Raw genomic sequence first — 19,901 nt, forward strand, 5'->3', positions numbered from 1 at the left:
GACACCTCTTTCTTTTGATATAAGCGCCTGAGGCAGGGGACAGAAAAGAGTCGCGCGCCCTTTAAGCGCTTATTCTTCAAATTCTTTATTCAGAACGAAATTCCTTTTGAAACCAAGGTGAAATTTAAAAAAAGCTCTGTTGAAGAACGGATATATAGCTTTGCATTATTGTAATTTAAACCTGTCATGTGAAAATGGAGGAAAAACTGATAGGAGGGGCACTCATTTTAGGTTTATTCTCATTGGCTTCGCAGTGCTTCCTCTTCGGCTGTATATACACCAAAATCAACATTTTTATCAGTTAAATGGTATAATGGGGCACGGATTGGTCATCAATACGACTGAAATAGGGAAGCAAAAGGAGCAGCGAAAATGACTTTACAAATCAAAATTAAATATTCAGATGATACGCAAACGAGAATCAGTAAAATTGAACAGGGCGATTGGATTGATCTGCGGGCAGCTGAAGATATAACAATCAAAAAAGGTGAATTCAAACTTATCCCGCTTGGAGTTGCGATGGAACTGTCGGAAGGATATGAGGCCCATGTCGTTCCGCGTTCAAGTACATATAAGCATTTCGGTATCATTCAGACAAATTCAATGGGAGTCATTGATGAATCTTATAAAGGCGACAATGACTTCTGGTTTTTTCCTGCATTCGCGCTTCGGGATACCGACATTTCCAAGGGGGAGCGGATCTGCCAATTCAGAATCATGAAGAAAATGCCTGAAGTGGAGCTGATCGAAGTAGACAAGCTCGGGAACAATGACCGTGGCGGACTGGGATCAACAGGCACGAAATAAAACGAAAAAAGACTGCTTAACAGCAGTCTTTTTTTTATGGAAACAGCAGTTACATCCATTTGTTTCGGGGATTCTTGAATTGGGAAATCATACGTCACGTTCGAATTTGACTTCGAAATAAGCGGCCGCTCCGTAACCGTCTATGCCGGGAGCAAATATTTGAGCCGGACGCCAGCCTAACTCAGCATATTGATAAAATGATTTCCCTGCAGTCCTCACTCTCCTCCAAAACTAAGGAGAAGGGTTTCATTTTTATCATTTAAGCTTTCCGTCTCTTTGACAGAAAGACTTTTTTAGGTTAAAGGATAGAGGTTGTTTTGATGTTTTTATTCTTCAAGATGAACGGAGGTTTTGTCCAACGTATATAATATTGTGACAAAAGTGTAAACAAAAGAAAGGATGATGTTATGGCAAAAAGGGTTAGAAGAGTAGACCGTAAAGCAGCTGGCAAAGAGGCAGAGCAGAAGAAACCGTCCAAAGTCACCCTGTTCTGCCGTTCGCTTCAAAGGCTGAAGCATTTGTATTGTAACATAAACATACAAATGCCATCAATAACCAAAAAAGGAATTTTAGTTTTGATTTTACCGTTTTTGCTTCTGCCGTTCTTTCGGGCTGATGCCGCTTCAGATATTTACGGCGGTTTCGAGGAATTAAAGCTGAATGAAGATCCTTCCGATTTTTCCATTTCAACGCGAGAGCATGACCCTTCTGTCCTCATATTAGCTATACACGGCGGAGGCATAGAGCCGGGGACCAGTGAGTTAGCCAGAGAAATTGCCGAAAACCAGAGTTTATATTTATTTGAAGGGTTAAAATCAGCCGGTAATGCGGCTCTGCATTTGACAAGTTCGCATTTCGATGAACCGAAGGCCGTGCAAATGGTGAAAGAGCACTCTCATGTCATTTCATTGCACGGTTACGGCAGTGATGATAAAAAGATAAAAATCGGCGGTACAGACAGAGAACGGGCCGAACTTTTGACCGATGTGCTGAAACGGCACGGGTATCCTGCCGTTCTTCTTGGCATAAATGATAAATATGCAGGCGTCAGTCCGAACAACCTTGCCAATCAATCTTCATCCGGATTGAGTATTCAAATTGAAATGAGCACCGGCTTCAGAAAATCACTATTTGACACTTTTACGCTGAAAAGCAGAGCATCCACACAAAATGGGACCTTTTATCAATTCACAAAAACGGTTTCTGATTTTATCAGTGACAATTATTAATAAGCACGCCTATTTTGTCGGCGGGGCTTTTTCTTTTGAAATTTATGAAACTTTAAGTTCTTAAGATCGTATACATAATTGACAGGATGAAAGAAAAGAGGTGGGCAAATGAAAGTGATGATCGGGTCTATCATTCTTCTTGTCATCATCGGATTCGGTTTATGGCTGATGCTTAGTCCAATCTTTAAACAAGTGGGAAGCGGAGCCAAAAAATTCAAAAAGTCATGGGAGGAAGAAGATCAGCATGAGCGAAAATAAGCGCGGAAACACAAAAAAAATTATCGGCGGTGTGATTATAGGTGCAGCCCTTTTAATTGCGGGCGTTACAGCGTCACTATTCATTGAAAAAATACCGAACGGTTATGTCGGGGTTGTATACTCACCGAATGGCGGGGTAAAATCCGACACATTGGACCAAGGCTGGCACTTAGTCGGTTTATTTAATAAAGTAACGGAATATCCGGTGCGTATGCAGACAGTGAATAATGAAAATATAAAAGTGGCAACCTCAGACGGTAAAAATATAGAAATGGATATCGCTTACAACTATGTCGTGCAGCCTGACAAAGTAGTCGATCTGTTTAACAAATTCGGCGCGGTAGACGTTGAAACGATTGAAAATACATATTTAAAAACAAGGCTGTGGGATGCGGCGCGAAAATCAATCAGCAAATACTCGGTTATTGACACATACGGGCAAAAATCTGCAGAAGCCGCTGCCGATGTTCAAAAGAGATTTGCTGATGATATGAAGAGTCTTGGATTTTTAATTGATGATCTGACACTTGGCGTACCGAAGCCGGATAAAGCCACACAGGAAGCCATCGATGCAAGGGTGAAGTCTTCACAGGAACTTGAACGGACACAAACTGAAATTAAAATAGCCGAAGCCGAAGCGAAAAAGAAAAAAATTGAAGCGGAAGGGATCGCTGATTATAACGAAATCATAAAGAAATCAATGTCCGATGAGATGATCAAATATAAATGGATTGAAAAATGGGACGGAAAAACACCGAAAGCGACAGGCACAGACTCACTGCTGCAGCTGCCGCTGGACGATCAGAAGCAAAAATAAAAAGAGAAGGAGGCGATTGCCTCCTTTTTATGTTTTTTCCTGAGGGTCTTTTTCCGGCACTAATTCTTCAGACGCCTCGGTTTGATAGCTCCATAGCGTGCTATCCGTCTCTGTTGTGTCCTGATAATCTTCGGGAAGTACATATTGCTGCAAATACCGGTGAAAAAATGCCTCAAAAACAGAAATGCAAAGTGCAGAGATAACCGATGCCGCGGCAGGAGAGACATTAAATCCGCCAATGTTCATAAGGAATATCCATAATATAATGAATGAAATTCCGAAATCAGCTGCAACGGCTGTGAAATTGCTTGTTCTCGGCAGAATCATGCAATCACCCGCAAAATAAGTGATTAAACTTAAGATCACTGTAATAAACAGAACGTTTAAAAAGGTTACTTGGTACATAAGATCCAGAACAATGTACAGTAAAGCAAGTGTGAGCGCCGTTTTAGAAGCGAAAGCAATTACGTGTTTCATTTGAACCACCTTCGTTATTTCGTTTAGTCTTCATTGTAAGCAATCCGCAAATTTTTAAACTGGTATATAGTGGTTATAAAGTATACGTTTTAATAAAATGTGAATAGACATCACAGGATTCACAAGTTAAAATATGTAAAAAGGGGGATGCAAATGAAAAAATACTGGATATGTATTGCTGTTTTTTTATTATGTTTTAGCGGAATACACTTAGCTGAAGCGGCTACCACTGAATTCGGATCAAAAACAAGCTTCACTTTGGAGGGAAATGCAAAAGAGTTTCATATTGAAAATCCGGGGGCTGTAGCTGCCGACGATTACTTTTTAGGATATAAGTTCACCATAATGAACAACTCTTCGTGCGGTTTAAGCATGAAACTCCAGCGGATGGCGCTGAACGGGAATTTTTATACATTAAGTTCTAAAAACTACAGCGGCAGCTGGTTAAACCTCAGTGCCCAGGATAAAAAATCAATTGATCCGTATCACAAATACAGGATTCTGGTTGAAAGTTCTTCAAACGTCTGTGGGCCCGTCTATATTAAAGGGTTATACGGTGTAGAATATTATCATTTTGATTGAAAATAGATACTCGCTAAAGGCAGCGGGTTTTTTTATATTTAAATATAACTTATTGTACTATGTACTAAATATTCATACATAAATTTTAATGCACCCGTCCAAAGAAAACATAAACAAAAGTAAATTCATCACGCACAAATATACAAAGTTGAAAAATGAATAAAAAGTTTCTTGAGGGAAACATTATTAGTTGACTTCAAAAGTGCGATGTCGGATAATAAGAATGTAAGTTTTTCCTCCTTAGCAGATTCGTTTCTTAAGCCAGGGCGAATCTGCTTTTTTTATGCAAAAAAAACCCCTCTGTAAGGGGTTTTTTACGATAAATGAAGTTTAATAGAATTAATGTACGGCTCTGAATACGCCGATAACTTTCCCCAAAATGCTTACGTTTTGCAGGATAATCGGCTCCATCGTCGGATTTTCCGGCTGCAGCCGTACATAATTGTCTTCTTTATAGAAGCGCTTGACCGTCGCTTCATCATCTTCGGTCATAGCTACGACGATTTCTCCGTTATTGGCCGTGTTCTGCTGTTTGACAATGACGTAATCTTTGTCAAAAATGCCGGCGTCGATCATACTTTCTCCCATGATTTCTAACATAAAGACATGTTCGCCCGGAGGAACCATCCGGTCAGGAAGCGGAAAATACTCGTCGATATTTTCAACAGCTGTAATCGGAATACCCGCCGTCACTTTCCCGATGACCGGAACGTTTACGACCTGGCTTTTCGGAATGTGGACTTCTTCTTCATCCAATACCTCAATCGCCCTCGGTTTAGTAGGGTCCCGTCTGATCAGGCCTTTTGTCTCCAGCCGCGCCAAATGGCCGTGCACGGTTGAACTGGAAGCCAGTCCTACTGCTTCTCCTATCTCTCTTACAGAAGGCGGATATCCTTTCGTTTTTACCTCTTCTTTAATAAAACGCAGGATATCAAGCTGCCTTTTTGATAGCTTCGTCATATTTCGCACCTCAAAACGTCGATTTTAAGTAGATTATAGCATGATTTTCCTGACAGTACAAACATAGGTTCGAAAAAAACGATTGACAGAAACGTTTGTTCGTATATACTGAAAGGTATAAAAAGCGAACAAACATTCTTATCGGAGGTTGTTTACATGGCGAAAGAATCTATTATATTTGTCGGACTGTTTACTGCGATTTTAAGTGCCGCTATTTTACTTGTCTCATGTGCGGGAAATGATCAGTCCCTCAGCCAATATGTTAAAATAAAGGTTCAGGACGGCGATACACTCTGGTCACTTGCGGATCATGTAGCAGAAAAGAAACACATTAATAAAGAAGATTTCATTGAGTGGGTGACGGAGAATAATCATCTCCAAACTGCTGATATAAAGCCCGGAGACGAACTTATTCTTCCGGTTAAGAAAAAGCATCCGGCCGTATATCAGCTGGCCATTGTCAATTAGAGAGGAAAGAGAGAAATGAAGGCGCTCATTTATGCCCGCGTAAGCACAAACAAAGAACAGCAGCAAACATCATTAAAAAGACAGGAAGAGGAGCTCAGTGAGATTGCTGCTGCAAACGGCATGGAAGTCGTGAAAGTCATTTCTGAGAAAGCCAGCGGTTACGAAATGGACCGCGACGGAGTATTTGAAATGCTTGATGAAATTAAAAAATCACATATTGACGCGATATTGGTGCAGGACGAAACGAGATTGGGAAGAGGAAACGCCAAGATTGCGCTTTTGCACTGCATTTACAGGGAGAACGTAAAAATATATACGACGGCTCATAAAGGTGAACTGGAGCTTTCCGAAGCTGATTCGATGGTCCTCGAAATCGTCAGTATTGTTGAGGAATATCAAAGGAAAATTCACAATATGAAAATCCGGCGGGGAATGAAAAGAGCCGTGAAAAACGGCTACAAACCTGAACGGAATCTGAAAAACAGACATGAAAACAGCGGAAAAGAAAAAAAAGAGGTTCCGGTTTCGGAAATTATCAGGCTGAGAGCCAACAAGCTTACCTTTGCAGAAATCGCAGCGACCTTAAGGGGATTCGGCTACGATGTGTCCAAAGCCACGGTTCACCGGCGGTTTCAGGAATATATCGCAGACACAGAAGGCAGCTGACGCGCATCAGTTGTAAAAAAGACTGCGTTTTAGTAGTATATAATCAACACGCACCAAAGGAGCTTATTATGATTTCTAAAGAAAAAATCGCAAGAATTAACGAATTGGCTCAAAAAGCTAAATCAAACACGATAACGGATGAGGAAAAAGCTGAACAGCAAAAGCTTCGCCAGGAGTATTTGAAAGGATTCCGCTCCTCAATGAAAAATACGTTAAAGAGCGTAAAAGTGATTGATCCGGAAGGCAACGATGTCACCCCTGAAAAATTAAAAAGAGAACAACAGAAAAATAATCTTCATTAAACAGAAAGAATACGGCAATACGTATTCTTTTTTCGTATATACTAATATCAGGATGTACTTTACGACAATTTTCAACAAGTTTATCTCAAATTTAAGCTGAAAGAGTTGAGAAAAAGTCAGCATCGCTTTATGATGAAAAGGTACAACAATAAGGAAGGGGATTATAATGGATACAATTGAAAAGAAATCAGTTGCCACCATTCGTACACTATCTATAGACGCAATTGAAAAAGCGAATTCCGGACATCCGGGCATGCCGATGGGAGCCGCTCCGATGGCATATACGCTGTGGACGAAATTTATGAATGTAAACCCGCAGAATCCGGGCTGGTTTAACCGCGACCGCTTTGTTTTATCAGCAGGCCACGGTTCAATGCTTTTATACAGCATGCTGCATTTAAGCGGATATGACCTCAGCATTGAAGACTTGAAACAGTTCCGTCAATGGGGAAGCAAAACACCGGGACATCCGGAGTTCGGGCACACAGCCGGAGTAGACGCAACGACCGGGCCGCTTGGACAGGGTATTGCAATGGCAGTGGGAATGGCAATTGCAGAACGCCATCTGGCTGAGACATATAACCGTGATTCTTTCAACGTAGTTGATCATTATACATACAGTATTTGCGGAGACGGTGATTTAATGGAAGGCATTTCTTCCGAAGCCGCTTCTCTTGCAGGCCATCTTGAATTAGGCCGCCTGATCGTATTATACGATTCTAATGACATTTCCTTAGACGGCGATTTAGACCGTTCTTTCTCTGAAAATGTAAAGCAGCGTTTTGAAGCAATGAACTGGGAAGTTCTTTATGTTGAGGACGGAAACAACATCGCTGAATTGACGGCTGCAATTGAAAAAGCGCGCCAGAATGATAAAAAACCGACTTTGATTGAAGTGAAAACCACGATCGGTTTCGGTTCTCCAAACCGCGCGGGGACATCCGGCGTTCACGGCGCTCCGTTAGGACTAGAAGAGAGCAAGCTGACAAAAGAAGCGTATGCTTGGACGTTTGAAGAAGATTTTTATGTTCCGGAAGAAGTATACGGGCATTTCAATCAAGCTGTAAAAGAAGCCGGCTCGAAAAAAGAACAGGAATGGAATGAACTGTTCGCGGCTTATAAAGAAAAATATCCTGAGCTTGCTGAACAGCTGTCACTCGGCATGAAAGGCGAGCTTCCTAAAGACTGGGATCAGGAAGTTCCCGTTTATGAAAAAGGCAGCAGCCTTGCTTCCCGCGCATCTTCAGGTGAGGTGCTGAACGGGATCGCCAAGAAAATTCCTTTCTTTGTCGGGGGATCTGCTGACCTTGCGGGTTCAAATAAAACGACAATCAAAAATGGAGGAGACTTCACGGCCAAAGACTACGCCGGGAAAAACTTCTGGTTCGGTGTCCGTGAATTTGCGATGGGCGCTGCATTAAACGGAATGGCGCTTCACGGCGGCCTCCGCGTATTCGGCGGCACATTCTTTGTGTTCTCTGACTATTTAAGACCTGCCATTCGTCTGGCGTCATTGATGGGTCTTCCCGTCACTTATGTATTCACGCATGACAGTATTGCCGTAGGAGAGGACGGGCCGACTCACGAACCGATTGAGCAGCTTGCTTCTTTACGCGCACTTCCTAACCTTTCTGTGATCAGACCTGCTGACGGAAATGAAACCGCAGCTGCATGGAAGGTTGCCGTTCAAAGCCAAGATCATCCGACAGCTCTTGTATTGACACGCCAAAACCTGCCGACGATTGATCAGCAGGCTGAAGAAGCGTATGCGGGCGTGGAAAAAGGGGCTTATATCGTTTCCAAAGCCCAAACGGAATCACCGGCCGCTCTTCTTTTAGCGACAGGTTCTGAAGTCGGACTTGCGATCGAAGCTCAAGCGAAACTGGCTGAAGAAAACATTCACGTATCTGTAGTCAGCATGCCGAGCTGGGACCGCTTTGAAAAACAATCGGCCGAGTACAAAAACAGCGTGCTTCCTCCGAATGTGACGAAACGTCTTGCGATCGAAATGGGTTCAAGCTTCGGATGGGGTAAATTTACCGGTCTTGAAGGAGACGTTCTTGCAATTGACCGTTTCGGTGCTTCAGCTCCGGGAGAAACAATTATGAAAGAATACGGGTTTACTGCAGAAAACGTGGTTGACCGCGTGAAAAAACTTTTAAACAAATAACGAGACAAAAGAGGATGAGTCAAATCATCCTCTTTTTCCTGTTTATGCGACAAAAATAGAAGGGGCGGCGTAACAGTAATAGACAATTCTTTCTTTTCTCCTTTTGTATAATAGAAAGCAATAACGAAGCGCTGTAAAAGGGGATGAGGAAATGGAACGTCATTACTATACACACCTGATAAAGGATGAGTTTGCGAACCACTACTTCGGGCGGGAAACGGCTATGTTTGAGTTGTTTCGAGACTATCATTGGACAGATCTGACACCCCAGGAATATCAAATGACAGAAAAGCAAGTTCAATATATAACGGAACCGATTCCGGTGATACATATGCATCAGCGTCTCCAGCTGCATTTAAACCGAATGAGTTACAGCCGTTTGGATTCCATTTACCGGCTTACACTGCCCGGAGAAAAGGGCCGCGCCACCTTCATGATGAAAGACAGTTTAATTGAGATTGCGGCTTCGGGAGATTATGAGGCGGAAACGATTTTCTTTGAGATTCTGCGTAAAATCAGCCCCTGTTTTCTTGCAATGGATTTCAAGACACGGCGCTACGGGTGGTTAAATCCGGTCAGAGAAAGAAATTTTGTCTAAAAACGAGGAAAAAGAGATGTAAATGTTGTATAATAGCCTTTGGTTTAGTACACTTTAAACTAGACAACATGAAGGAGGAAATAAAATGACTTTATGGGTTGGCATCCTAGTGGGCGTTGTCGCATTGCTCATAGGTGTTGCACTCGGGTTTTTTATTGCTCGTAAATATATGATGAGCTATTTGAAAAAGAATCCGCCTATTAATGAACAAATGCTACGCATGATGATGATGCAAATGGGAATGAAACCTTCTCAAAAGAAAATTAATCAAATGATGAAAGCCATGAATAATCAAGCGAAATAATACGTACAGATTATGATATAGAGATACATGGTTATAAAAATAAAAAACCCGGAGAGGGTTTTTTATTTTGGCGTCATGTTTCACCCCAACTGCCGGTGTGCAGTTCTTTTTGATATTGTATGAGAAGGTGGTCAAGCTCCTGGCTGAGTTCTATCGTAATGTTTGATGTCATTCCGTTTGTCATGACGATTTTAAGCAGCTCTGCCCGTTTTTTTTCAATTTCATTTAATAGATGCTCTCTAATCACAGGGATATATCCTTTCATACATAAATCTTTCACCTGAGTCGCTATTATTATATCCACATTTATACTGTTTTTCAAATAAGAAGGAGTATAATATCTCGATGTCAAATTAAATTATATAAGCTTTTTCTATAAAAAGTAATCCTTCTCGGGAAAGTGTTAAAAAAATGAAATGATTTTGTCATAACTCGAAGGGAGTGTGTCATCGTGAGTTTTAATTACTTTTTGACGTTTGGGGCCGGATTTTTGTCTTTCATTTCTCCATGCTGTCTGCCGTTGTACCCCGCCTTTTTATCTTACATAACTGGTGTCAGTATGGACGAGGTGAAAACAGAAAAGGTGATGCTGCAAAAGCGTGGCCTCGTGCATACACTTTGTTTTTTGCTTGGTTTCTCCGTGATTTTTATCGCATTGGGATATGGAACTTCGTTTATCGGCAGTTTTTTTACCCAATATCATGAAGCGATCCGCCAGTTTGGCGCTATCATGCTGATCCTTTTCGGGCTGATTACTGCCGGTGTGTTTCAGCCGAAATTCATGATGAAAGAGCGGCGCATTCACTTTAAGCGCCGTCCGGAAGGGTTTATCGGTTCGGTTCTGATCGGTCTTGCGTTTGCAGCCGGCTGGTCGCCGTGCAGCGGGCCCATTTTAGGAGCCGTGTTTTCGCTGGCCAATACAAATCCTTCTTCAGCAGTGCCGTATATGTTTTTATATGTTCTCGGATTTGCGATTCCTTTTCTTGTTCTTTCATTTTTTATTACCAGAATGAATTGGATTCGCAAGCATCAGCTGCTTATCATGAAAATCGGCGGCATTCTTATGATTCTGATCGGAGTTATGCTGTTTTTTAACTGGATGAGCTACATTCTGATCGTTCTGTCAAATCTTTTCGGAGGATTTACGGGTCTGTAACGGATTAATAACTTTTGAACTATTATATACCCTTTTGTTTTTGGTACAATAAGACTAGTTAATGTTAAATATGTGGAGGGGAATATGACACGAGTTTTAGTTGTAGATGACGCCAAGTTCATGAGGGTGAAAATCAGAGAGATTCTGGAATCGGCGAATTACACAGTGGCCGGGGAAGCGGCTGACGGTGAGGAAGCCCTGTCAGTATATCAAAAAATCCGTCCCGACCTGGTGACTATGGATATTACCATGCCGGTCAAAAACGGTATACAGGCCCTGCAGGATATTTTAGCTTTTGACCCGAAAGCCCGGATCATCATGTGCACCGCCATGCGGCAGCAGCGGATCGTTCTGGAAGCGATTGAATTAGGCGCTAAAGACTTTATCGTTAAACCGTTTGAAGCATCTAAAGTGCTGGAGGCCGTAGGCCGGGTAACGGGAACGTAAACGTGTTCTCTTTTCAAATTGGTTTTTTTTATGTTTTTGGAGTATAGTATATAGTATCAAACTCCGTGCAAGCAAAGGAATGATAAAGATGATGATTATAATTTCATCCGTTATTGCAGCGGCCATGGCAATTTCCGTGATGATCGTCAGGATTAAATCCTCCGACAAGCCCGCTTCACCTAAAAAAATAATTCTCCCGCCGATTTTCATGAGTACGGGAGCGCTTATGTTCCTTTTTCCGATTTTCAGAGTGACGGGCGAAGAATTTTTGGAGGCCATTACGCTGGGCGTAATCTTCTCTATTTTTCTGATTAAAACATCTAAATTTGAGATTAAAAATAATGAAATCTATTTAAAACGGTCAAAAGCGTTTGTGTTTATCCTGATTGGTCTCTTGGTTATCAGAATCGCTATGAAATCCATTTTGAGCACGACGATTGATTACGGAGCTTTAAGCGGAATGTTTTGGATTCTTGCTTTCGGAATGATTGTTCCGTGGCGCATCGCGATGTTTTTGTCTTACCGCAAACTTTCGAATGAACTGAAGACCGCTGATATTCAGATGAATTAAAACCTTTCCGTCCGGCGGAAAGGTTTTTTATTTGAGCAGGGCTTGATAAGGAGTAAGATCAATCTGTTTTTCACGGAGATGCTTTTTTAAAAATTGATGATCACGCTTAGGAGTGGCCAGTATGTAACCCCTGATGATTAAATCATGGTTTATTTGTTCAGCTTCCTCCGCTAAGGAAAGTTCACCGATTTTTCCGGCGATTTTCGCTTTGGCTACATCCCGAAAGAGCTCCGGCACGGGGGCGACCAATTCATCCAAAAACGCCTTGTCACCCTCATTCCATAAGTGTCTGCTTTTTTCAATATAATAGTCCTGCCAATCCAGTTCTGACCGGCCGTCTTCTTTCGGTAAGCGTTTTAAAAATTTTCGAAACATAAAAAACCCGCCGATAGACAGCAATCCGATCATCACGATGACCCAAAATAAAATAAACCACATAAACCAGCCTTCCAGCATTGTTCTATCTCCTCCTTACTTTAACCATATTGTAAACGAAGACAGAATAGAAGAACACATGAAAAAAAGAATAGAAAAAATGATAGATGTCCAGTCATTCCGGTTGGTAGAACATATTCTATCGTATAGTGATTCTGCTATTTGGCCATGGGAGATTCACTTTGAGGGTATATGACTGATATGACCGGACAAAAAAGCCGCTTCCATTGAGGGATGAAAGCGGCTTTTTTATGTTATAGAGGAAATTGAAAGGAAAAAGAGGCAGGAGTCTCATTTGGCTCCTTGTTCATGGAGACGGTCAGAATATGGTTGGTGAAATCAGTGAAAATATGTTTGTCATTCAGATAAAAAGGAAGCATCATTTGTTTGTTTAACGTCCGTTCAAGCGTTTTAACAGAGAGCATAAATTCATTCCCCGAAAGAGTGACGGTTATCGCTTGCACCTGCTTCAGCGCCGTCAGGTCGGCTTCAATGATATATTGACGGCTTGTTTCATATAGATCGATCGGCAGCGTCTCGTCATACCAAGCATACGGGTCCTCGTAAAACTGCCGCAGCCATTCTTCCGTATCATCAAATTCTTCAGCGTTTTTTGAGTGATTCATGGAAGCATCCCTCCATATTAAAAAGCCTTGCTATAACGTATGCAGAAGCTTTGAATGGGTGAATGGCACAAAAAAACAGACACGGGGTCTGTTTTACATATCGTGGCTTGTATTATGTTTTTGTCTTGTATGGTTGCGGTTTTTCACTTTTTTGCTTCCGCTCAGCGGTTCCGGCTGGCCGGGGTTATGGCCCTTCGGAGCATTTTTATGCATATCTTTACTCGTATTTTTATTTGTCATGTTAAAGCCTCCTTTTTAAGGTGTTCCGGCTATTGGTTTGTTTTTCTTTTTTTATTGTTCTGCCGTTCTTCTTCCGTCAGGACGAGCTGGTCATTTTCTATATAACCCGCGCCTTTGCCTTGGCTTTTCGCATCATTCATGCCGTTAATGACATGATTGGCTTTCCGTTTTACCATGATCATCACCTCAACATTAATATGGCTCTTTACAGCCCGTTGTATGAGGCGGAAAATCGGACAAAATTTACCGAAAATCATGCTGATAAGACGATCTTATTGTATTTAATAAAAACATTGATATTTACTTATGTATGATTTTATACTAAGATGAAATTGTGAGAAAATTGTGATGGAATGTGAACATTCATCTAAAGAACGATCTTGATCATTGAAGGGGGATTTTGGAGAATGACAAATCAGCAAAAAGTCGCAACACAAGACGTTTTCCAAGCAAGAAAAACATTTTCTTCAAATGGGAAAACATACAACTACTATTCATTAAAAGCATTGGAAGACGCAGGGGTCGGCAATGTTTCAAAACTTCCTTATTCTATTAAGGTTCTTTTGGAATCCGTTTTGCGTCAGGTAGACGGACGCGTCATTACAAAGGAACATGTTGAAAATTTAGCAAGATGGGGTACTGCTGAATTAAAAGATATCGATGTGCCGTTTAAACCGTCACGGGTTATTCTACAGGACTTTACAGGCGTTCCGGCCGTAGTTGACCTGGCATCTTTAAGAAAAGCCATGGCCTCTGTCGGCGGAGACCCTGATAAAATCAATCCTGAAATTCCGGTTGACCTGGTCATTGACCACTCCGTACAAGTCGACAAAGCCGGTACGGAAGACGCGTTAGCCATTAATATGGACTTAGAATTCGAAAGAAATGCAGAACGTTATAAATTTTTAAGCTGGGCAAAGAAAGCGTTTAACAATTATCAGGCCGTTCCGCCTGCAACAGGTATCGTTCACCAGGTAAACCTTGAATTTTTGGCAAGTGTCGTTCATACGAAAGAGGAAGACGGAGAACTTGTGACATATCCTGATACTTTGGTGGGAACAGATTCCCATACAACAATGATTAACGGAATCGGCGTTCTCGGCTGGGGTGTCGGCGGTATTGAGGCGGAAGCGGGAATGCTCGGCCAGCCTTCATATTTCCCTGTTCCTGAGGTCATCGGCGCGAAACTTGTCGGAAAATTGCCTAACGGAACGACGGCGACTGACTTGGCGCTGAAAGTCACTCAAGTGCTGCGCGAAAAAGGCGTAGTCAATAAATTTGTTGAATTCTTCGGTCCTGGTGTTGCTGAGCTTCCGCTTGCGGATCGTGCGACTATTGCCAATATGGCGCCGGAATACGGAGCGACTTGCGGATTCTTCCCGGTTGACGAGGAAGCACTTTCTTACCTGCGTCTGACCGGCCGTGAAGAAGAGCAGATCGATATTGTGGAAGCATACTGCCGCAACAACGGTTTATTCTATACGCCTGACGCGGAAGAGCCGATTTTTACAGACGTTGTGGAAATTGATCTGTCAAAAATTGAAGCGAACCTTTCAGGACCGAAACGTCCGCAGGATTTAATCCCGCTTTCCGTTATGCAGGAAACGTTTAAAAAACATCTTGTCAGCCCGGCCGGCAACCAAGGATTCGGAGCGGATGCTGCTGAAGAGAACAAAGAAATTTCATTTAAACTTAACAGCGGCGAAGATGCGGTTATGAAAACAGGGGCGATTGCAATCGCCGCTATTACAAGCTGTACGAATACATCAAACCCTTATGTATTAATCGGTGCCGGATTGGTAGCCAAAAAAGCGGTAGAATTAGGCTTGAAAGTGCCGAATTATGTTAAAACATCACTTGCACCGGGGTCTAAGGTTGTTACTGGATACTTAGTCAACTCAGGCCTGCTTCCTTACATGAAGGAGCTCGGCTTTAACCTCGTAGGGTATGGCTGTACGACATGTATAGGGAACTCCGGCCCGCTTTCTCCAGAGATTGAAGAAGCGGTTGCTAAAAATGATCTCTTGATCACTTCTGTCTTGTCGGGTAACAGAAACTTTGAAGGCCGGATCCATCCGCTTGTCAAAGGAAACTACCTTGCGTCACCTCCGCTTGTTGTCGCATACGCATTAGCAGGCACTGTGAATATCAACCTGAAAACGGATCCGATCGGTGTCGGAAATGACGGACAAAATGTTTATTTCGATGACATCTGGCCGTCCATGGATGAAATCAATTCTCTCGTCAAACAGACTGTTACGCCAGAGTTATTCCGCAAAGAGTATGAAACGGTATTTGACGACAACCAGCGCTGGAACGAAATCGAAACGACGGATGAAGCGCTGTACAAGTGGGATCAGGATTCCACTTACATTCAAAACCCGCCGTTCTTTGAGGAAATGTCTGTAGAGCCGGGAAAAGTTGAGCCTTTAAGAGGGCTTCGCGTTGTCGGCAAATTCGGCGATTCCGTGACGACTGACCACATTTCTCCGGCCGGAGCAATCGGAAAAGACACACCGGCGGGCAAATACCTGCAGGAAAAAGGCGTTTCTCCTCGTGACTTTAACTCTTACGGCTCACGCCGCGGAAACCATGAAGTCATGATGAGAGGAACATTCGCCAATATCCGCATTAAAAACCAAATCGCACCTGGTACAGAAGGCGGATACACAACACATTGGCCTACCGGGAAAGTGACATCTATTTATGATGCCTGCATGCAGTATAAAGAAGATAAAACGGGTCTTGTCGTCCTGGCCGGAAAAGATTACGGAATGGGCTCTTCACGTGACTGGGCTGCAAAAGGAACAAACCTGCTCGGCATCAGAACAGTCATTGCCGAAAGCTTTGAAAGAATTCACAGAAGCAATCTCGTCTTCATGGGTGTGCTGCCGCTTCAGTTCAAACAGGGTGAAAACGCGGATACACTCGGCTTAACCGGTAAGGAAGTCATCGAGGTGGATGTTGATGAATCTGTACGTCCGCGCGACTTGCTGACTGTCAGAGCAATCAGTGAAGACGGTACGGTAAAAACATTTGAAGTTGTTGTCCGTTTTGACAGTGAAGTGGAAATTGATTACTATCGCCACGGCGGCATTTTACAAATGGTGCTTCGCGATAAAATGAAACAGTAGCAGAATGAACAAAGGAGGGAAAGCAGTCTGCTTTCTCTCTTTTTATGCGGGAGGCCTTGAGATGCTTGCGAAATGGCTGGGCGGAATGTTACTTATCGGGTTGTTAGTGTATGCGGGCTGGAACATTTATTCTGGACAAAAAAGTCCGAAAGAAGGGACAGAAGAAGGGATGAAAGCCCCTGACTTTACACTTGATACATTGTCAGGAAAAAGTATCTCCCTTTCTGATTATAAAGGAAAAAAAGTGCTCCTCAATTTCTGGGCGACGTGGTGCAAGCCGTGCCGAATGGAAATGCCCGATATGCAGGAGCTGCAGAAAGAATATCCTGATATTGCGGTAGCAGCCGTTAATTTTACATCCTCTGAAAAAAATATACAGGCTGTGAAATCATTTGCTGATCATTATCAGCTGACCTTTCCTATTCTGATTGACAAAAGCGGAATTAACGGAGATTTCAACGTGCTTTCTTATCCGACAACATACATATTAGACGAAAAAGGAACCATTCAGCATATTCGCGTAGGCACGATGACAAAAAAAGAAATGAAAGAAAAACTGGATCTCAAATAGAGGTTCAGTTTTTTTATTGTGAAGGGCTTAGGTTTTGAAAAATTGGAAAAAATGAATGAAAACACGGAGGTGAGAAGATTGAAAAAAATGCGAAAACGTTCTTTTCATGAATTGGTTATGGAAAATAAACGTGAGCTGATGACCAATACGGAATATTTGAATCAGCTTGAAGAAAAGCTGGAGCAGCGGTTCAAACAAAAATAACCTTTAATTTGCAGTCATGTTTGCACCTCCTTTTGCAAAATATACTCTTAAGGAGGGATGAACATGGGCATAAACAAGAAAGACGGCCAGCCGCAATACGCTCCGAGCCACTTAGGGACAAAACCCGTTAAATATAAACGCAACAAAGGGGAAAAGTTTCATGACAAGTCAAACGGACATCCGATTGTCATGCAGACGAAAGGCGAATAACATCATATCAAAGGAGAGCAGACATTATGACAAACAATTATCAAAAACCGAATCCGGATGACCGTTCCGATAACGTTGAAAAGCTGCAGGATATGGTGCAGAATACCATTGAAAATATAGAAGAAGCCAAAGAATCAATGGAATTTGCGACAGATGAGGAAAAACAGCGCATTCAAGAGAAGAATGCCAGACGCAATGAAAGCATTGAATCGTTCCGCAGTGAAATCCAGGATGAATCGGCTGCAAGAGAAAACGGCTATCAATCATAATAAAAACCAGGGAAACCTGGTTTTTTTCTCTTTCCGGCTCGTTGTGATAAAATGGGGCTAATCTGATAATAAGGGAGCAGAGAACGTTGCATGTGTCAAAAAAAGAAATAGAAGTGCGTTATGCGGAAACAGATCAAATGGGTATCGTCTATCATGCCAATTACTTAGTCTGGATGGAGGTCGGCAGAACGGCGCTGATTAAGGAACTCGGATTCCTTTACAAGGATATGGAAGATAGAGGAGTGCTGTCCCCTGTATTGGATATCAGCATTTCTTATAAAAAGCCGCTCCGCTACGGAGAAACGGCTGTCGTACATACTTGGATTGAAGAATATAACGGATTTAAAACCGTTTACGGCTACCACATCTATAATCCGGATCAAGAACTTGCCATCAAAGCGACATCCTCTCATATATGCGTTGATAAAGAGAGCTTCAAACCGATTCAGTTTCGCAAGGCTTTTCCTGATTGGCATGCCGCTTACGAAAAGGCAAAAAAATAAGGAGCGGCTGCAGTTATGGCATTTGGAATTACGCGTAAGGAACTGGAAAGATGGAAGCGGGATGTATCGGAAGGGAAAATCGCTTTTTTAACGCATTACTGGCTGGATGACCGTTTTCCGGAGGCTAAGACCGTGACGAAGGCCGGTTCAAGCGACCTCAATAAACTGATCAGATGGGGAGCGGAGTACGGGCTGAAGCCGGAGTGGATTCACCATAAAAATGAATTTCCCCACTTTGACCTGCTCGGTGAAACGCAAAGAAGCATATTAGAAAAAGAACGTCTGACTGATCATCTCAAAAGGTTCAGGCTGTAAAAAAAGAACGCATCCGCTGCGTTCTTTTTTTCTTACACGTAATCAAATACCGGCTCTTCTGCCTGATCTGAATATGTGACTGACAAATCGTGATTATCAAAGTACCATAAGTCGCTTTCTTCAATAAAAAAGGTAATGCCTTCAACTTCCGTGCTGGTGCCGATGTTCATCGGCCGGTCTTTTAAAATGCCGAGAGAAAAGCCTTTCTGAACGTTGCTGCATCCCCCGTAACGGACAAAGAAACGGACATGGTCGCCTGTTTCCAGATCGAGCTCTTCTTTGTACCAATCCAGCGCGCCTTTCGTTACTTTCATGTTCATCCGGAACACTCCCTTTTTGTTTCTCATATAAAGAAATTATCTCTATTATAAACGCATATGGCATTTTGATGTCAAAATTGAAGTTTCATCAAAACCATTTGATCTTCGGTTCTGTTTTGTTTATAATCCGTTTGATGTTTGCCCTGTGTCTGTAGATAACAAACGCGGTCAAGAGCGTCACTACGACTAATAAATAAGGGTCTTTTACAAACAGACAGTAAATAATCGTATAAATCCCTGTTAACATTGAAGACAGAGAAACAAATTTCGTAAGGAATAAAAATACGAAAAATACTGCAACCATCGTAACGAATAACAGCGGAGCATAAAACAGCAGGACGCCCCCTGATGTGGCTACGGCTTTGCCTCCCTTAAACTTTGCGAACACGGGGAATACATGGCCGATTACTGCTGCCACCCCTGCGAGAAGAGGATGAATGGGGACGTGCAGTAAATATGGGAGCGCCGCGGCCAAGGTGCCTTTTAAAATATCGGCTGCGATGACAACAGATCCCGCTTTAACGCCAAGCGTGCGAAAAGCATTTGTAGCGCCCAAATTGCCGCTTCCGTGTTCTCTAATATCGATCCCTTTCGCAAGTTTGCCTACGATTAAACCTGACGGGATGCTGCCTATTACATAGGCCAAAATAATCAATAAAGCAATCAACATCTACATTTCTCCTTTTCAATGTCCCTTCACTCTATTTTAACACGAGTTGTTACCGTCTGATGACAAGTTTTTTGAGAATTAAGCTGACAAAGCGCTTTTTTTGATTCCGGCGAAGCGGTCATGTACAATATATCAAAAGGAGATGGTAAAGATGCAAAATCCTTCAAAATCAGAGATTAAAGAAATTCTGGATCGGAGCAAACGGATCGCAGTCGTCGGGCTGTCAGACCGTCCCGACCGGACTTCTTACATGGTTTCCAAAGCGATGCAGGATGAAGGGTATGAAATTATTCCCGTCAATCCAACGATTGATGAGGCGCTTGGCGTTAAAGCCGTCGCTTCATTAAAAGACGTGGAGGGACCGATTGATATCGTGAATGTGTTCAGACGCTCTGAGCAGCTTCCCGGTGTCGCTGAAGAATTTTTACAGACGGACGCTCCCGTTTTTTGGGCGCAGCAGGGCCTTGCAAATGAAGAAGCGTATCGCATGATTACAGACAAAGGACGGACGGCTGTTATGGATTTATGTATAAAAGTCGCCCGCGCTGTTATAAAATAGGAACAAAAAAGGCAAAAATCCTTGGCGAATCAG

At 42.5% G+C, this 19,901-nt stretch carries 31 protein-coding genes and 1 pseudogene; 22 read left to right on the forward strand and 10 right to left on the reverse strand.

Annotated elements, in window-relative coordinates:
- Positions 1 to 372 precede the first annotated feature (372 nt).
- Positions 373 to 807, forward strand: a complete 435-nt coding sequence (locus tag G9F50_RS05450) for a dUTP diphosphatase (RefSeq protein ID WP_060561642.1) — start codon at positions 373 to 375, stop codon at positions 805 to 807.
- Positions 808 to 894: 87 nt separating this feature from the next.
- Here the strand turns inward: G9F50_RS05450 and G9F50_RS05455 are convergent.
- Positions 895 to 1,002: pseudogene (locus tag G9F50_RS05455) on the reverse strand (DUF4177 domain-containing protein); the annotation flags it as partial.
- 212 nt (positions 1,003 to 1,214) lie between these two features.
- Between G9F50_RS05455 and G9F50_RS05460 the strand changes: the two are divergent.
- From G9F50_RS05460 to G9F50_RS05470, 3 genes are all read left to right on the forward strand, one after another.
- On the forward strand, positions 1,215 to 2,036 hold the full coding sequence (locus G9F50_RS05460) for a poly-gamma-glutamate hydrolase family protein (protein WP_060561641.1): 822 nt from the start codon (positions 1,215 to 1,217) through the stop codon (positions 2,034 to 2,036).
- A gap of 108 nt (positions 2,037 to 2,144) precedes the next feature.
- Positions 2,145 to 2,294 carry a hypothetical protein gene (locus G9F50_RS05465; RefSeq protein WP_007410334.1) on the forward strand — a complete coding sequence of 50 codons (150 nt, stop codon included), beginning with the start codon at positions 2,145 to 2,147 and terminating at the stop codon, positions 2,292 to 2,294.
- A complete protein-coding gene (locus G9F50_RS05470) occupies positions 2,281 to 3,111 on the forward strand; it encodes a prohibitin family protein (RefSeq protein ID WP_007410333.1) in 831 nt (276 codons plus the stop codon). The genes G9F50_RS05465 and G9F50_RS05470 overlap by 14 nt, the downstream gene beginning before the upstream one ends.
- Before the next feature lie 27 nt (positions 3,112 to 3,138).
- On the opposite strand, the gene G9F50_RS05475 is transcribed toward G9F50_RS05470, so the two are convergent.
- Complete coding sequence (locus tag G9F50_RS05475; RefSeq protein ID WP_003154009.1) at positions 3,139 to 3,588, reverse strand: YndM family protein; 450 nt, start codon at positions 3,586 to 3,588, stop codon at positions 3,139 to 3,141.
- A 153-nt stretch (positions 3,589 to 3,741) separates the two neighbouring features.
- Here G9F50_RS05475 and G9F50_RS05480 point away from each other — a divergent pair, with 153 nt between their 5' ends.
- Positions 3,742 to 4,170, forward strand: a complete 429-nt coding sequence (locus G9F50_RS05480; protein ID WP_060561640.1) for a hypothetical protein — start codon at positions 3,742 to 3,744, stop codon at positions 4,168 to 4,170.
- A gap of 339 nt (positions 4,171 to 4,509) precedes the next feature.
- On the opposite strand, the gene lexA is transcribed toward G9F50_RS05480, so the two are convergent.
- Positions 4,510 to 5,130 (reverse strand): transcriptional repressor LexA, encoded by a 621-nt coding sequence (lexA, locus tag G9F50_RS05485; RefSeq protein WP_003154004.1) that lies wholly within the window; start codon positions 5,128 to 5,130, stop codon positions 4,510 to 4,512.
- A 156-nt stretch (positions 5,131 to 5,286) separates the two neighbouring features.
- On the opposite strand from lexA, the gene yneA reads away from it, so the two are divergent.
- From yneA to G9F50_RS05515, 6 genes are all read left to right on the forward strand, one after another.
- A complete protein-coding gene (gene yneA / locus G9F50_RS05490; RefSeq protein WP_003154001.1) occupies positions 5,287 to 5,598 on the forward strand; it encodes a cell division suppressor protein YneA in 312 nt (103 codons plus the stop codon).
- A gap of 15 nt (positions 5,599 to 5,613) precedes the next feature.
- Positions 5,614 to 6,264: a YneB family resolvase-like protein gene (locus G9F50_RS05495; protein WP_007611724.1), complete on the forward strand. Its 651-nt coding sequence runs from the start codon at positions 5,614 to 5,616 to the stop codon at positions 6,262 to 6,264.
- Positions 6,265 to 6,332: 68 nt separating this feature from the next.
- Complete coding sequence (locus tag G9F50_RS05500; RefSeq protein ID WP_003153997.1) at positions 6,333 to 6,566, forward strand: DUF896 domain-containing protein; 234 nt, start codon at positions 6,333 to 6,335, stop codon at positions 6,564 to 6,566.
- Positions 6,567 to 6,732: 166 nt separating this feature from the next.
- Positions 6,733 to 8,736, forward strand: coding sequence for a transketolase (gene tkt, locus G9F50_RS05505; RefSeq protein ID WP_007611727.1), 2,004 nt, complete (start codon positions 6,733 to 6,735; stop codon positions 8,734 to 8,736).
- A 151-nt stretch (positions 8,737 to 8,887) separates the two neighbouring features.
- Positions 8,888 to 9,334, forward strand: coding sequence for a sporulation inhibitor of replication protein SirA (gene sirA / locus G9F50_RS05510; RefSeq protein ID WP_003153995.1), 447 nt, complete (start codon positions 8,888 to 8,890; stop codon positions 9,332 to 9,334).
- A gap of 85 nt (positions 9,335 to 9,419) precedes the next feature.
- Positions 9,420 to 9,638: a YneF family protein gene (locus G9F50_RS05515; protein ID WP_003153994.1), complete on the forward strand. Its 219-nt coding sequence runs from the start codon at positions 9,420 to 9,422 to the stop codon at positions 9,636 to 9,638.
- 73 nt (positions 9,639 to 9,711) lie between these two features.
- Here G9F50_RS05515 and G9F50_RS05520 read toward each other — a convergent pair whose 3' ends face one another.
- The gene (locus tag G9F50_RS05520) at positions 9,712 to 9,885 is read right to left on the reverse strand and encodes an aspartyl-phosphate phosphatase Spo0E family protein (RefSeq protein ID WP_012117647.1); all 174 of its coding nucleotides are present in this window, start codon (positions 9,883 to 9,885) and stop codon (positions 9,712 to 9,714) included.
- Positions 9,886 to 10,086: 201 nt separating this feature from the next.
- On the opposite strand from G9F50_RS05520, the gene G9F50_RS05525 reads away from it, so the two are divergent.
- The 3 genes from G9F50_RS05525 (at position 10,087) to G9F50_RS05535 (ending at position 11,812) form a co-directional block, all read left to right on the forward strand.
- Entirely contained in the window at positions 10,087 to 10,794 is a 708-nt protein-coding gene (locus G9F50_RS05525) for a cytochrome c biogenesis protein CcdA (RefSeq protein ID WP_088056486.1), read from the forward strand.
- An 84-nt stretch (positions 10,795 to 10,878) separates the two neighbouring features.
- Complete coding sequence (locus G9F50_RS05530; protein WP_033574804.1) at positions 10,879 to 11,241, forward strand: response regulator; 363 nt, start codon at positions 10,879 to 10,881, stop codon at positions 11,239 to 11,241.
- 79 nt (positions 11,242 to 11,320) lie between these two features.
- Positions 11,321 to 11,812, forward strand: a complete 492-nt coding sequence (locus tag G9F50_RS05535) for a CcdC family protein (protein WP_007611735.1) — start codon at positions 11,321 to 11,323, stop codon at positions 11,810 to 11,812.
- Between the two features lie 27 nt (positions 11,813 to 11,839).
- Here the strand turns inward: G9F50_RS05535 and G9F50_RS05540 are convergent, their stop codons facing one another.
- The 4 genes from G9F50_RS05540 to sspO all read right to left on the reverse strand — a co-directional run bounded on the left by G9F50_RS05540 (position 11,840) and on the right by sspO (position 13,289).
- Positions 11,840 to 12,268, reverse strand: a complete 429-nt coding sequence (locus G9F50_RS05540) for a DUF2621 domain-containing protein (RefSeq protein WP_060561639.1) — start codon at positions 12,266 to 12,268, stop codon at positions 11,840 to 11,842.
- A 233-nt stretch (positions 12,269 to 12,501) separates the two neighbouring features.
- Positions 12,502 to 12,873 carry an Hsp20/alpha crystallin family protein gene (locus G9F50_RS05545; protein WP_007410324.1) on the reverse strand — a complete coding sequence of 124 codons (372 nt, stop codon included), beginning with the start codon at positions 12,871 to 12,873 and terminating at the stop codon, positions 12,502 to 12,504.
- A gap of 93 nt (positions 12,874 to 12,966) precedes the next feature.
- A complete protein-coding gene (locus tag G9F50_RS05550) occupies positions 12,967 to 13,113 on the reverse strand; it encodes a small acid-soluble spore protein P (RefSeq protein ID WP_003153984.1) in 147 nt (48 codons plus the stop codon).
- A gap of 29 nt (positions 13,114 to 13,142) precedes the next feature.
- Positions 13,143 to 13,289, reverse strand: coding sequence for an acid-soluble spore protein SspO (gene sspO / locus G9F50_RS05555; protein ID WP_003153982.1), 147 nt, complete (start codon positions 13,287 to 13,289; stop codon positions 13,143 to 13,145).
- Between the two features lie 231 nt (positions 13,290 to 13,520).
- Between sspO and acnA the strand changes: the two genes are divergently transcribed.
- The 7 genes from acnA to G9F50_RS05590 all read left to right on the forward strand — a co-directional run bounded on the left by acnA (position 13,521) and on the right by G9F50_RS05590 (position 18,319).
- The gene (acnA, locus tag G9F50_RS05560; protein WP_060561638.1) at positions 13,521 to 16,247 is read left to right on the forward strand and encodes an aconitate hydratase AcnA; all 2,727 of its coding nucleotides are present in this window, start codon (positions 13,521 to 13,523) and stop codon (positions 16,245 to 16,247) included.
- A 61-nt stretch (positions 16,248 to 16,308) separates the two neighbouring features.
- On the forward strand, positions 16,309 to 16,818 hold the full coding sequence (locus G9F50_RS05565) for a TlpA family protein disulfide reductase (protein ID WP_060561637.1): 510 nt from the start codon (positions 16,309 to 16,311) through the stop codon (positions 16,816 to 16,818).
- Positions 16,819 to 16,896: 78 nt separating this feature from the next.
- Positions 16,897 to 17,022, forward strand: coding sequence for an FbpB family small basic protein (locus tag G9F50_RS05570; RefSeq protein WP_012117651.1), 126 nt, complete (start codon positions 16,897 to 16,899; stop codon positions 17,020 to 17,022).
- A 63-nt stretch (positions 17,023 to 17,085) separates the two neighbouring features.
- Positions 17,086 to 17,232 carry an acid-soluble spore protein N gene (locus G9F50_RS05575; protein WP_003153977.1) on the forward strand — a complete coding sequence of 49 codons (147 nt, stop codon included), beginning with the start codon at positions 17,086 to 17,088 and terminating at the stop codon, positions 17,230 to 17,232.
- Between the two features lie 26 nt (positions 17,233 to 17,258).
- Entirely contained in the window at positions 17,259 to 17,501 is a 243-nt protein-coding gene (gene tlp, locus G9F50_RS05580) for a small acid-soluble spore protein Tlp (protein ID WP_007410320.1), read from the forward strand.
- An 86-nt stretch (positions 17,502 to 17,587) separates the two neighbouring features.
- The gene (locus G9F50_RS05585; RefSeq protein WP_003153973.1) at positions 17,588 to 18,004 is read left to right on the forward strand and encodes a YbgC/FadM family acyl-CoA thioesterase; all 417 of its coding nucleotides are present in this window, start codon (positions 17,588 to 17,590) and stop codon (positions 18,002 to 18,004) included.
- A gap of 15 nt (positions 18,005 to 18,019) precedes the next feature.
- Positions 18,020 to 18,319 carry a hypothetical protein gene (locus G9F50_RS05590; protein ID WP_003153968.1) on the forward strand — a complete coding sequence of 100 codons (300 nt, stop codon included), beginning with the start codon at positions 18,020 to 18,022 and terminating at the stop codon, positions 18,317 to 18,319.
- 32 nt (positions 18,320 to 18,351) lie between these two features.
- Here G9F50_RS05590 and G9F50_RS05595 read toward each other — a convergent pair whose 3' ends face one another.
- Positions 18,352 to 18,639, reverse strand: coding sequence for a HesB/YadR/YfhF family protein (locus G9F50_RS05595; RefSeq protein ID WP_007410318.1), 288 nt, complete (start codon positions 18,637 to 18,639; stop codon positions 18,352 to 18,354).
- Between the two features lie 88 nt (positions 18,640 to 18,727).
- Entirely contained in the window at positions 18,728 to 19,309 is a 582-nt protein-coding gene (plsY, locus tag G9F50_RS05600) for a glycerol-3-phosphate 1-O-acyltransferase PlsY (protein WP_007410317.1), read from the reverse strand.
- Positions 19,310 to 19,460: 151 nt separating this feature from the next.
- Here plsY and G9F50_RS05605 point away from each other — a divergent pair, with 151 nt between their 5' ends.
- Positions 19,461 to 19,868, forward strand: coding sequence for a CoA-binding protein (locus tag G9F50_RS05605; RefSeq protein ID WP_007410316.1), 408 nt, complete (start codon positions 19,461 to 19,463; stop codon positions 19,866 to 19,868).
- Positions 19,869 to 19,901 lie beyond the last annotated feature (33 nt).

The sequence above is a fragment of the Bacillus sp. EKM206B genome (assembly GCF_011066015.1).
In the GTDB taxonomy this organism is placed as follows: domain Bacteria; phylum Bacillota; class Bacilli; order Bacillales; family Bacillaceae; genus Bacillus; species Bacillus velezensis.

Coding starts and splice junctions, on each gene's coding strand:
- G9F50_RS05450 (WP_060561642.1), top strand. CDS start 373: ATGACTTTACAAATCAAAATTAAATATTCAGATGATACGCAAACGAGA.
- G9F50_RS05460 (WP_060561641.1), top strand. CDS start 1,215: ATGGCAAAAAGGGTTAGAAGAGTAGACCGTAAAGCAGCTGGCAAAGAG.
- G9F50_RS05465 (WP_007410334.1), top strand. CDS start 2,145: ATGAAAGTGATGATCGGGTCTATCATTCTTCTTGTCATCATCGGATTC.
- G9F50_RS05470 (WP_007410333.1), top strand. CDS start 2,281: ATGAGCGAAAATAAGCGCGGAAACACAAAAAAAATTATCGGCGGTGTG.
- G9F50_RS05475 (WP_003154009.1), bottom strand. CDS start 3,588: ATGAAACACGTAATTGCTTTCGCTTCTAAAACGGCGCTCACACTTGCT.
- G9F50_RS05480 (WP_060561640.1), top strand. CDS start 3,742: ATGAAAAAATACTGGATATGTATTGCTGTTTTTTTATTATGTTTTAGC.
- lexA (WP_003154004.1), bottom strand. CDS start 5,130: ATGACGAAGCTATCAAAAAGGCAGCTTGATATCCTGCGTTTTATTAAA.
- yneA (WP_003154001.1), top strand. CDS start 5,287: ATGGCGAAAGAATCTATTATATTTGTCGGACTGTTTACTGCGATTTTA.
- G9F50_RS05495 (WP_007611724.1), top strand. CDS start 5,614: ATGAAGGCGCTCATTTATGCCCGCGTAAGCACAAACAAAGAACAGCAG.
- G9F50_RS05500 (WP_003153997.1), top strand. CDS start 6,333: ATGATTTCTAAAGAAAAAATCGCAAGAATTAACGAATTGGCTCAAAAA.
- tkt (WP_007611727.1), top strand. CDS start 6,733: ATGGATACAATTGAAAAGAAATCAGTTGCCACCATTCGTACACTATCT.
- sirA (WP_003153995.1), top strand. CDS start 8,888: ATGGAACGTCATTACTATACACACCTGATAAAGGATGAGTTTGCGAAC.
- G9F50_RS05515 (WP_003153994.1), top strand. CDS start 9,420: ATGACTTTATGGGTTGGCATCCTAGTGGGCGTTGTCGCATTGCTCATA.
- G9F50_RS05530 (WP_033574804.1), top strand. CDS start 10,879: ATGACACGAGTTTTAGTTGTAGATGACGCCAAGTTCATGAGGGTGAAA.
- G9F50_RS05535 (WP_007611735.1), top strand. CDS start 11,321: ATGATAAAGATGATGATTATAATTTCATCCGTTATTGCAGCGGCCATG.
- G9F50_RS05540 (WP_060561639.1), bottom strand. CDS start 12,268: ATGCTGGAAGGCTGGTTTATGTGGTTTATTTTATTTTGGGTCATCGTG.
- G9F50_RS05545 (WP_007410324.1), bottom strand. CDS start 12,873: ATGAATCACTCAAAAAACGCTGAAGAATTTGATGATACGGAAGAATGG.
- G9F50_RS05550 (WP_003153984.1), bottom strand. CDS start 13,113: ATGACAAATAAAAATACGAGTAAAGATATGCATAAAAATGCTCCGAAG.
- sspO (WP_003153982.1), bottom strand. CDS start 13,289: ATGGTAAAACGGAAAGCCAATCATGTCATTAACGGCATGAATGATGCG.
- acnA (WP_060561638.1), top strand. CDS start 13,521: ATGACAAATCAGCAAAAAGTCGCAACACAAGACGTTTTCCAAGCAAGA.
- G9F50_RS05565 (WP_060561637.1), top strand. CDS start 16,309: ATGCTTGCGAAATGGCTGGGCGGAATGTTACTTATCGGGTTGTTAGTG.
- G9F50_RS05575 (WP_003153977.1), top strand. CDS start 17,086: ATGGGCATAAACAAGAAAGACGGCCAGCCGCAATACGCTCCGAGCCAC.
- tlp (WP_007410320.1), top strand. CDS start 17,259: ATGACAAACAATTATCAAAAACCGAATCCGGATGACCGTTCCGATAAC.
- G9F50_RS05590 (WP_003153968.1), top strand. CDS start 18,020: ATGGCATTTGGAATTACGCGTAAGGAACTGGAAAGATGGAAGCGGGAT.
- G9F50_RS05595 (WP_007410318.1), bottom strand. CDS start 18,639: ATGAACATGAAAGTAACGAAAGGCGCGCTGGATTGGTACAAAGAAGAG.
- plsY (WP_007410317.1), bottom strand. CDS start 19,309: ATGTTGATTGCTTTATTGATTATTTTGGCCTATGTAATAGGCAGCATC.
- G9F50_RS05605 (WP_007410316.1), top strand. CDS start 19,461: ATGCAAAATCCTTCAAAATCAGAGATTAAAGAAATTCTGGATCGGAGC.